Source organism: Pseudomonas maioricensis, from assembly GCF_022790535.1.
Classification (GTDB): Bacteria; Pseudomonadota; Gammaproteobacteria; order Pseudomonadales; family Pseudomonadaceae; genus Aquipseudomonas; species Aquipseudomonas maioricensis.
Map to the genome: position 1 here is coordinate 103,555 of NZ_LOHG01000015.1, position 9,865 is coordinate 113,419.

8 protein-coding genes are annotated in these 9,865 nt (G+C 56.7%); 5 read left to right on the plus strand and 3 right to left on the minus strand.

Annotated features, from left to right (window positions below):
• Positions 1-184: 184 nt before the first annotated feature.
• Entirely contained in the window at positions 185-1,312 is a 1,128-nt protein-coding gene (locus AUC61_RS20970) for an alkene reductase (protein WP_243248058.1), read from the minus strand.
• A 260-nt stretch (positions 1,313-1,572) separates the two neighbouring features.
• Here AUC61_RS20970 and AUC61_RS20975 point away from each other — a divergent pair, with 260 nt between their 5' ends.
• Both AUC61_RS20975 and AUC61_RS20980 read left to right on the plus strand, forming a co-directional pair.
• The gene (locus AUC61_RS20975) at positions 1,573-2,502 is read left to right on the plus strand and encodes a LysR family transcriptional regulator (protein ID WP_243248059.1); all 930 of its coding nucleotides are present in this window, start codon (positions 1,573-1,575) and stop codon (positions 2,500-2,502) included.
• A gap of 338 nt (positions 2,503-2,840) precedes the next feature.
• Positions 2,841-3,221, plus strand: a complete 381-nt coding sequence (locus AUC61_RS20980; RefSeq protein WP_243248060.1) for a RidA family protein — start codon at positions 2,841-2,843, stop codon at positions 3,219-3,221.
• A 486-nt stretch (positions 3,222-3,707) separates the two neighbouring features.
• Here the strand turns inward: AUC61_RS20980 and yghU are convergent, their stop codons facing one another.
• Together yghU and galE are read right to left on the minus strand one after the other, a co-directional pair.
• Positions 3,708-4,544, minus strand: coding sequence for a glutathione-dependent disulfide-bond oxidoreductase (yghU, locus tag AUC61_RS20985; protein ID WP_122663284.1), 837 nt, complete (start codon positions 4,542-4,544; stop codon positions 3,708-3,710).
• Positions 4,545-4,676: 132 nt separating this feature from the next.
• A complete protein-coding gene (gene galE, locus AUC61_RS20990; protein ID WP_243248061.1) occupies positions 4,677-5,702 on the minus strand; it encodes a UDP-glucose 4-epimerase GalE in 1,026 nt (341 codons plus the stop codon).
• A 336-nt stretch (positions 5,703-6,038) separates the two neighbouring features.
• On the opposite strand from galE, the gene AUC61_RS20995 reads away from it, so the two are divergent.
• From AUC61_RS20995 to AUC61_RS21005, 3 genes are read left to right on the plus strand one after another with little or no spacing between them, the layout of a single operon-like run.
• Complete coding sequence (locus tag AUC61_RS20995; protein ID WP_243248062.1) at positions 6,039-7,208, plus strand: glycosyltransferase family 1 protein; 1,170 nt, start codon at positions 6,039-6,041, stop codon at positions 7,206-7,208.
• Complete coding sequence (gene glf, locus AUC61_RS21000) at positions 7,196-8,383, plus strand: UDP-galactopyranose mutase (protein ID WP_243248063.1); 1,188 nt, start codon at positions 7,196-7,198, stop codon at positions 8,381-8,383. Before AUC61_RS20995 ends, glf begins: the two co-directional genes overlap by 13 nt.
• 37 nt (positions 8,384-8,420) lie before the next feature.
• Positions 8,421-9,539, plus strand: coding sequence for a beta-glucosidase (locus AUC61_RS21005; protein ID WP_243248064.1), 1,119 nt, complete (start codon positions 8,421-8,423; stop codon positions 9,537-9,539).
• Positions 9,540-9,865: the final 326 nt, after the last annotated feature.

The following is a 9,865-nucleotide window of genomic DNA, read 5'->3' on the forward strand; positions in this document are numbered from 1 at the left end:
ACCGCGGTTTATCAGATAGATCTCAGCGCTTTTATCGCGGGCAAGCCTCGCTCCCACAGGTATCTAAGCAATTCAGTGGGACCGGGTTCATCCGGGAAGAGGCCGCTGCAGCCGACGCATGTGTATTGTCAGGCGTATCGCCCTCCCGGATAAATCTGCTCCCACAGAGCCTTCGTTTGCTACCTCAGGCCGGTTCGTACGGCGAGTAATCCACGTAGCCTTTGGCGTCACCACCGTAGTAGGTATCGCGATCCGGCGTGGTTAGCGGCCAGCCGTTTTTCAATCGGGCCACAAGGTCCGGGTTGCCAATAAACGGCTGGCCGAATGCGGCTAGGTCGATCAGACCGGCGTCAACCAGATCCTGAGCACGCTCCAGCGTCATGTCACCGGCGATGATAAGTGCGGTGTTGCCCAGTCTGGCTTTGCACTCCTTGAGCAATTCACGCAGCGCTTTTTCCTGTGCGGCAGAGCTTTCACCAGCCATGAAGAAGTGCGTCTGATCCATGACGTGCACGTAGGCAATACCGCGCTCGTTCATGCCTGAGCACAGCGCTGCGTAGGTTTCGTCGATCTCGGGATAGATCGGCATATCGAACAGCTGGCCGTAAGGCGAGATGCGAATGCCTACTCGATTCTTGCCAATCCGGGCGCTCACCGCATCGACCACTTCAAACACGAATCGCAGGCGATCATCAAGGTTCCTGGCGCCGTAGCGATCCGTGCGATCGTTAACCAGCGGGTTCAGGAACTGTTCAAGCAAGTAGCCATTTGCGCCGTGGATTTCCACACCGTCAAAACCGGCAGCAATGGCATTCGCGGCTGCCTGTGCAAAGTCTTCGACGACTCGACCGACTTCATCAGTGGTCAGCGGCCGAGGGATTGTGGTTTCGACAAAGCCTGGTTCGCCATTCTCGGTGTAGGCGAATGCTTTGCCACCTTGAGCAGGCTTGTTGGTGGAGCTGACCGGGGCTTTGCCATCGATCTGAATCGAGGTGTGGGACACCCGGCCAACGTGCCAGAGCTGAGCAAACATTTTGCCGCCAACGCTGTGTACAGAGTCAGTCACGAGCTTCCATCCCTGAATTTGCTCGTCGGTGAAAATACCGGGATTGAACAGGTAGCCCTGGCCTTCGCGGGAAATCGGCGTGCCTTCGGAAACGATAAGGCCAGCGGTGCCGCGCTGGGTGTAATGCAGCGCAATCTGCTCGTTGGCAATGTCGTTTGGCGCGCGGGAACGGGTCATTGGCGCCATGACGAATCGGTTGCTCAACGACAGGCCGCTCAGGTCGTAAGTGTTAAAGAGGTCGGTCATAAATTTAAGTCTCCATGGACGGGAATCAGGTCCCGAGGAGAGGCCCGCAAGCGCAGGGCTTTCTCGGCAGATGAAAGTGACCGTCATGGTAGGTTGTTGCTGTGGCAGCCACAATTGAGGCTAAAAGCAAAAGACTATTGCTGTTTTAGCAAGGGGTGGTTTTAAATGCGGAGGTCGGCACTGAGTAGTTTTTTCTGGTGACGCTCCCGCAATAGATTTCATCCCGGTTCATCATTACGTTTTGATCAGAGCAGGCTCCCATGCACCTGAAGTCCCACAGATTCTTCGCCATGGTTGCCGTCACGGGTAGCTTCTCCGCAACGGCGCGGCACTTTCAGGTGCCTGCCTCTTCAGTGTCGCGCTTCATTGCGGCGCTCGAAAAAGAGCTGGGGCAGCAACTGCTGTATCGAAATACCCGCGCCGTGAAACTCACCGATGCGGGCGAGCGTTACTACGCGCAGGTTCGCGAGGTACTGGATTTGCTCGACGCGGCTGACGAAGAAGTGACCGGCAAGGTGGGTGATATCCACGGCCTGGTGCGAATCAATGCGCCGGTTGCGTTCGGCCAGTTACACATCGTGAAGCTCCTGAATGGCCTCTACGAAAAATACCCCAGGCTGAGCGTCGAGTTGAACGTCACCGACGCGTTTATCGACCCTGTGCTGGAGGGCACCGATATCATTTTTCGGGTCGGGCAGTTGCAGGACTCGGGTTTGATCGGGCGAAAGATCTGCGACCAGCGCTACCTGCTTTGCGCCAGTACCGATTATGTGGAAAGACACGGAGAGCCTGCTTCGCCGCAGGACCTGCGCAATCATTCCTGCCTCGTCTATAAAGGCGTGAGCGGCATACAGCGCTGGCACTTTCGTCGTCCAGGGTTCGATGCCGTGGAGACCATTGACGTCGATGGCCCGCTGCGGAGCAATAACGGTCAGGTGTTGATGGAAGCGGCACTGGCGGGCAGGGGGATCGTATTTTTCCCGTCTTGGCTATTCAATCAGGCGCACTTCAAAACACAACAGCTCATCCAGCTGTTGCCGGACTGGGAGGGGGGCGTCGAACCGTCGCCGAGCCAGATTCACCTGATATCGCCCGAGAATCGGCTGCGCTCTCAGAAAGTCAGGGTGGTGTGGGATTACTTTTTGAATGCCATCGGCACACCGCCTTACTGGGATCGGGTGGATTCTTAGGGGAGTCTCCATCAAAGGCTGACGTCTGTAAGTCATCCGATTGCGCCACTAATGGCGAAAGGCTTACAAAGCGCAATGGTGATTGTCCATTTACGCAGCGGCGCAGTAAGCGCAATCTAAACCCATCAACCGGAACGCAGGAAGCGCTTCGGAGGTAAAGGATGACCACCATTGCCGGGACGGCTACCGACAGGATGTTGGAATGGTATTGATGAAAAATGACCCGCTTCGGCGGGTTTTTTCATGGCTGCGTTTTACCTCAAGCGGCCTGTAAACTGGTCTCGCAAAAAAAGACGTCGCTTCGCAAGTGACCTTTTTACTTCCGACAAGAGACCCTCATGGCAAATCACGACATCACTTTCATCCCTGATCCTGATTCGGACTCCATCTCTTCTGACGTCACTGGTTTTGGCGGTCTGCTGGTTTCGACGCAGATTCCGACTCACGCTGACGGCAGTCTGGAGTTGGGCGATATCACGCTACAGAGCGAGTGCACGCTGCAAGCGCTGAAAGTAGCGCTGGAAAAAGCCGGCAGCTCCATGGATCGGGTGTTGCACCTGACTATTTACCTTACCGACATGGCTGATCGCGCCGCTTTCAACGAAGTCTACAAACGCTTCTTCGCCAAGCCCTGGCCGGTGCGCGCCGCCGTGGGTGTCGCCGCGCTGGCGGTTGAAGGCATGCGCGTGGAAGTCACGGCGATGGCGGCGAAAGGTTGAGGTAAAACGCAGTGATGTGAGTCGCCTGGATGCGGATTATCCGGGCGACTCCATATCTGCCTGCAAACCTCAAACCCTGTGGGAGCGAATTCATTCGCGAACGGGCCGGTGCATTCGCAGCATTTGTGTCGTCTGCTCGATGTCTACGGGCGGTGATCAACTGCTTGCGCGCGATAACGACAATGTGATCTGCCTGATGGACTGCAGCGCCTGCATCGCGAGCAAGCTCTGCTCCCACAGGTTTACATGCAGCGCCAACCCGACAGTCCCGCAGGAGCATCATGAGCTTGAACCGGGCGCAAAACCTGTGGGAGCGAATTCATTCGCGAAAGGGCCGGTGCATTAGCAGCATTTGTGTCGTCTGCTCGATGCCTGCGGGCGGTGATCAACTGTGGGAGCAGAGCTTGCTCGCGATAAACGACAACGCGATCTGCCTGATGGACTGTAGCGCCTGCATCGCGAGCAAGCTCTGCTCCCACAGGTTCCTCAATCCAGATCCGCAGCGTCGTGCCGCTCCGGTACGCGGGTCGCTTCATCGCCCCAGGTGCGGTTGACCCGGGTGCCACGGATGACGGCGGGCCGTTTGGCGATCTCATGCGCCCAGCGCTGTACATGGGTGTACTCATGCACCGCCAGAAACTCAGCCGCCGAATACAGGCCACCCAGTATCAGTTGGCCGTACCACGACCAGACTGCAATATCGGCAATCGTGTATTCGTCGCCTGCCAGATAGGCGCTTTCACTGAGGCGGCGATCTAGCACGTCCAGCTGACGTTTGGCTTCCATGGCGAAACGGTTGATCGGGTATTCGAGCTTCTCTGGCGCATAGGCGTAAAAGTGTCCGAAGCCACCGCCAAGGTAAGGCGCGGCGCCCATTTGCCAGAACAGCCAATTCAGGGTTTCAGTGCGACCAGCCGGATCGGTGGGCAGGAAACGGCCGAATTTTTCGGCGAGATAAAGCAGGATCGAACCCGACTCGAATACGCGAATGGCTGGTTCTGCGCTGTAGTCGACCAATGCCGGAATCTTCGAGTTGGGGTTGATGTCGACGAAGCCGCTGGAGAACTGATCACCTTCATTGATGCGGATAAGCCAGGCATCGTATTCAGCGTCGGTGTGCCCCAGTGCCAGCAGCTCTTCCAGCAAGACGGTGACCTTGATGCCGTTGGGCGTAGCCAGCGAATAGAGCTGCAACGGGTGCTTGCCTTTGGGCAGCGTCTTGTCGTGGGTCGGCCCGGCGACAGGCCGGTTAATGCTTGCGAACTGGCCGCCGGACGCCTCGTTTTTCCATACCTTGGGCGGAACATAAGGTGCTTTGCTCATGGACGAACCTCTTGATTGTTCGAAGCGATAACGCGAGTGCAATGGGCGCGTCGCGTCTGGTCAGTGGTATACCCTGCCAGTGCATTGACCTGTAATCAATGGTGTTTGTTTAAACCGTGCAGCAACGCTTGCTCAACTGGCCAGCGTCGTAATCGACGCTGGCTGACTGCGGCACTGCCAGCGCCAGGCATCGGTCAGCATGCAATCGAGTGAGCGTTTAGCGCTCCAGCCGAGCTCCAGCGAGGCCTTGTCAGGGGCCGCCCAGCAGCGGGCGATATCGCCTGGGCGGCGCGGTTCGTAAATCAGCGGCACGCTCACCCCACTGACCCGCTCGAATGCCTTGACGACTTCCAGCACGGAATATCCCTGGCCGGTGCCAAAATTCCAGATCTGAACGCCAGGCTTCAAACGCAGTACTTCAAGGGCTTTGACATGCCCTTCAGCCAGGTCCATGACATGCACGTAATCACGCACTCCTGTGCCATCAGGCGTGGGATAGTCGTTGCCGTAGATACTCAATGCCGGACGTTGTCCGCTGGCGACTTGCAGCAGATAGGGCAACAGATTATTGGGGATGTCGGTTGGGGCTTCGCCTAACTCCCCGGAGTCATGGGCACCAATCGGATTGAAGTACCTGAGTAAGCCTACTGACCAGCGGCTGTCGGAGATCACCAGGCTTTTCATGATGTTTTCCGTCATCAATTTGGATTGCCCGTAAGGATTCGAGGGCGGCCCAGTCTTGCAGGATTCATCGATGGGCATCACCGCGCAGTCACCATAGACGGTTGCCGAGGAGCTGAATACCAGCGTGAATACACCGGCGTTGGCCATCGCCTGGCACAGGGTCACGCTGCCGCCAACATTGGTGTCGTAATAGCGCAACGGCTCACGCACGCTTTCACCTACGGCCTTGAGACCGGCGCAATGAATGACGGCATCAATCGCGTAGTCGTCGAACAGAGCGGCAAGCACGCTACTGTTTCTGATGTCGCCCAGAACAAAGCCTGGACGTCGACCACTGACTCGGGCAATCCGTTTCAGCACCGAGCGAGCGCTGTTACAGAGGTTATCGAGAATCACGACGTTTTCGCCGTGATCCATTAACTCAAGCACCACGTGAGCGCCGATATAGCCTGCACCGCCGGTTACCAAGATCATGTGCTGTCCTCGTTCCATCACCTGTGAGCGGCGACTTCAACCTGCCGGACATGTCCTTGTTCGTCTCCTGGCCTGCGCGGCGACTTCGAAGCATGTGAAGGTATGGGCGCTCCCGTTGCACAGGAGTTCAAGGCGTGTTGCTGACCGGTCAGTGCAGTTCATCGGCTTTACACGCAACGCCGTTGAACGCTGGATGAACTGCACGCCTCCAAGTTTTAGAAGTGCGCAAAAGGGTGACCTGATCATCCGCCGCATTTGGTAATGCAACCGAGTGCGGTCGAAGCCAGAGGACTCATGGGCTTCAGTCTCGATTCCGATTTTAAAAAGGAATTCGCGATGAATCTTCTAGAGCCGCCTGATCATCTTTTACCCGCCCGGATTGAGGCCCGCTCCACCGCAACTGCGCTGGCGAGGCCCTTACTGTTGTGCCTCTCTCATTTGCGTTGGGGTTTCGTCTATCAGCGCCCGCAACACGTCATGTCTCGCCTGGCGAAGGACTACGACGTGGTATTTTTCGAAGAGCCGATTTTCGCTGACGTTCAGCAGCCTGAGTTGGAGTTATCCCGGCCGGTTAGCGGGATTACGCTCATGGTGCCGCGCCTTCCGTGGGGGATGGATTCGCAACAGATTACGGATGCCCAGCGACAGTTGATCGATGCCTGGTTGGCCGGGCAGGCTTCCCGTGAATTGCTGCTGTGGTACCTGACGCCCATGAGCCTTGCGTTTACTGAGCACCTCAAGGCTCAGGTGACGATCTTTGATTGCATGGATGAGCTGTCGGCGTTCAAGGGCGCACCGCCAGATCTTATCGTCAAGGAGCGGCAATTGATGGCCAAGGCCGATGTGGTATTCACGGGCGGTCATAGCCTTTGGGAAGCCAAGCGACGTCAGCATCAAAACGCTCATGCAGTCCCCAGCAGCGTCGACATCAAGCACTTCGCAGCCGCTCGCGACAGGTTGCCCGAGCCTGCCGATCAAGCTGATATCGGTCGTCCGCGATTAGGTTTTTTCGGCGTCATTGACGAGCGCTTTGATATTGATCTGGTCAGCGAACTGGCAACACTCCGGCCTGACTGGCAGATCGTGTTGATCGGTCCGGTGGTGAAAATTGACCCCGATACGCTGCCGCGTCAGCCCAATATTCACTACCTGGGTGCCAAGCGTTACGACGAGTTACCGGTCTATCTGTCCGGATGGGACGTGGCATTGATGCCGTTTGCGATCAACGAATCGACACGTTTCATCAGCCCTACCAAAACACCTGAATACCTGGCGGGCGGTTGTCCGGTGGTATCGACGGCGATTCGCGATGTGGTCAACGGTTATGGCGATTCAGGCGTGGTATCGATTGCGGACTCAGCGCAGGCTTTTATTGTCGCCATAAACGCGGCCCTGCTATCCAGGGCAGACGCCACCTTCACTCAACGCGCTGACGCGGTGCTTGATGGTATGTCGTGGGATAAAACCTGCGCAGTCATGAAGGAGCACATCGAATGCCTAAGGTAACGATTGAGAGGGCCTGCAAAGGACCTTCACAGGCGAGTAACAAGCGTGCATATGACTACCTGATCGTCGGCGCGGGGTTTGCCGGTTCGGTGATTGCCGAGCGTCTGGCTGAGGGGCTTGGCCAAAACGTGCTGTTGATCGATCGCCGCGAGCACATTGGCGGTAATGCCTATGACCATCTCGATGCTGCCGGAGTTATGGTGCATCGCTACGGGCCACATATCTTCCACACCAACGCGCAGCGTATTGTCGATTACCTGTCACGGTTCACCGAGTGGCGGGCTTACGAACATCGCGTGCTTGCCCGCGTCGATGAACATCTGCTACCGATTCCGATCAACCTGACGACGTTGAACACCCTGTACGGCCGGTCTATGGATGAACATGAAGCAGAGGTTTTTCTCGCGGAGCGCGCCGAGCCTGTTGCCGATATCCGCACCTCTGAAGACGTGGTAATCAATCAGATTGGTCGCGAGCTTTATGAAAAGTTTTTCCGTGGCTATACCCGCAAGCAGTGGGGGCTGGACCCATCGGAACTCGACAAGTCGGTCACGTCGCGCATCCCCACACGCACCGATAAAGATGACCGTTACTTCACTGACTTTTTTCAGAGGATGCCGCTGCACGGCTATACGCAAATGTTCGAGCACATGCTTGATCACCCGTGTATCGATCTGTTGCTTGAGACCGATTTCGCCGCGGTGCGTGAGCGGGTCAACTACAAGCAGTTGATCTACTGCGGCCCCGTTGATGAGTATTTCGATTACTGCTTCGGGCGATTGCCGTATCGGTGTCTGCAGTTCAAGCACGAGACCTTGCCGACCAGGCAGTTTCAGACTGTCGCCGTGATCAATTATCCGGATCAGAGCGTGCCCTATACCCGGATTACCGAATACAAACATTTGACGGGCCAGGCGCATCCTCTGACCAGCATCAGTTATGAATTTCCCTGTGCGCAAGGTGACCCGTATTACCCGATTCCTCGGCAGGAGAATGCCGAGCTGTACAAGCGCTACAGCGCGTTGGCCGACGACACACCGGGCGTGACCTTCCTCGGTCGGCTGGGTACTTACAAGTACTACAACATGGATCAGGTGGTGGGCCAGGCATTGGCGTTGTACCAGCGTATCGAGCAGCAAACACGGCGGTCTGCGTCTGCGGTGGAGGCCGGATAATGCGTCGCCTGACGGCCCTGTCGTCAGGGGGCGCAACATGAAAAACACGCGCCTTTTCAGTTCATTTCTGATGGCAGGTTATGAGTGTGCGACTCAGCGTCGAAAGGACGGTTTGAGGCTGGACTTGCTCGCCACGACGGGACATGCCCAATGGGTCGATAAAGATTATTCACAGCTCGCGGGGCTTGGCATTGGCTGCGTACGCGACGGGCTGCGCTGGCATCTGATTGAAACGCAGGCGTACCGCTACGACTGGAGCAGTTTTTTGCCGATGTTGCGGGCTGCCCGGGATCATCACATTCAGGTGGTTTGGGATCTTTGTCATTACGGCTATCCCGACGGTCTGGATATCTGGCGTCCGGAGTTCGTCGAGCGTTTTGCCCGGTTCGCGGGTGCCGTTGCCAGGTTGATGAAAGAGGAAGGGGTGGATGCTCCATTTTTTTCGCCCCTTAACGAAGTGTCCTTCTGGAGCTGGGCGGGTGGCGAGGTCGGCTATTTCAACCCAGGTATGTGTGGGCGAGGACAGGAACTCAAGCATCAATTGGTGCGCGCAAGTATTGCGGCTACCGTGGCCATTCGTGAGCAGGTGCCTGCAGCGAGGTTTGTGCAATGCGAGCCGTTGATCAACGTCATGGCTGCTTCAAGTCGGACCGATAAGGTCAACAACGCAGAGCGTCATCGGCTTTCGCAGTTCGAAACCTGGGATATGTTGGCGGGGCGTCAATGGCCTGGGCTGGGCGGGCGTGAAGAGTATCTGGACATCATCGGCGCCAATTTCTATCCGCATAACCAATGGTTCCTGAATGGCGCGAAGATCCTGCGGGGCGATCGTCATTTTCGTCCGCTGGCGGGCATGCTCAAGGAACTACAGCAACGCTATCAAAGGCCGCTGCTGATTTCAGAAACCGGCGCGGAGAGCGATGAGCGCGTGCCATGGCTGAGCTACATCAGCGAGCAGATTACCCTAGCGCAACAGAGGGGCGTCGTGGTTGAGGCGCTGTGTTGGTATCCATTTCTGGATTATCCCGGCTGGGACGACGGTCGATACTGTCCCGCTGGTGTATTCGGCTATGCGGATGGCGAGGGTAATCGCGCGCCGTATCACCCATTGCATGTGCAGATGCAGGCGTTGCAGAGGCAAACGTGGTCCCTGTAGGAGCTGCCGCAGGCTGCGATGGCGGAGGGCTGGGAGATTGCTTTCGCAGCCTGCGGCAGCTCTCATAAAACATGAACAACTAACTGAATTTAAATGCTTTTCTGTAGAAATGACCGGGTGGTGATCCACATTCCTCGCGATTACGTCAACACAGGCAATATATTCACCGACTGATAGACCGAAATCGCGAGCAAGCTCACTCCTACAGGTCCCATGTTTGCTGCGTGACAGCACTGTGTTAGGGAAAAGGCGTACGGCCGGAAAATCAGCCACAAAAAAGCCCGCTCTAACAAGCGGGCTTTGTTTTCCAGTCACTACAACTCAAA

Coding starts and splice junctions, on each gene's coding strand:
- glf (WP_243248063.1), top strand. CDS start 7,196: ATGCCTAAGGTAACGATTGAGAGGGCCTGCAAAGGACCTTCACAGGCG.
- yghU (WP_122663284.1), bottom strand. CDS start 4,544: ATGAGCAAAGCACCTTATGTTCCGCCCAAGGTATGGAAAAACGAGGCG.
- AUC61_RS20980 (WP_243248060.1), top strand. CDS start 2,841: ATGGCAAATCACGACATCACTTTCATCCCTGATCCTGATTCGGACTCC.
- AUC61_RS20995 (WP_243248062.1), top strand. CDS start 6,039: ATGAATCTTCTAGAGCCGCCTGATCATCTTTTACCCGCCCGGATTGAG.
- AUC61_RS20975 (WP_243248059.1), top strand. CDS start 1,573: ATGCACCTGAAGTCCCACAGATTCTTCGCCATGGTTGCCGTCACGGGT.
- AUC61_RS20970 (WP_243248058.1), bottom strand. CDS start 1,312: ATGACCGACCTCTTTAACACTTACGACCTGAGCGGCCTGTCGTTGAGC.
- galE (WP_243248061.1), bottom strand. CDS start 5,702: ATGATCTTGGTAACCGGCGGTGCAGGCTATATCGGCGCTCACGTGGTG.
- AUC61_RS21005 (WP_243248064.1), top strand. CDS start 8,421: ATGAAAAACACGCGCCTTTTCAGTTCATTTCTGATGGCAGGTTATGAG.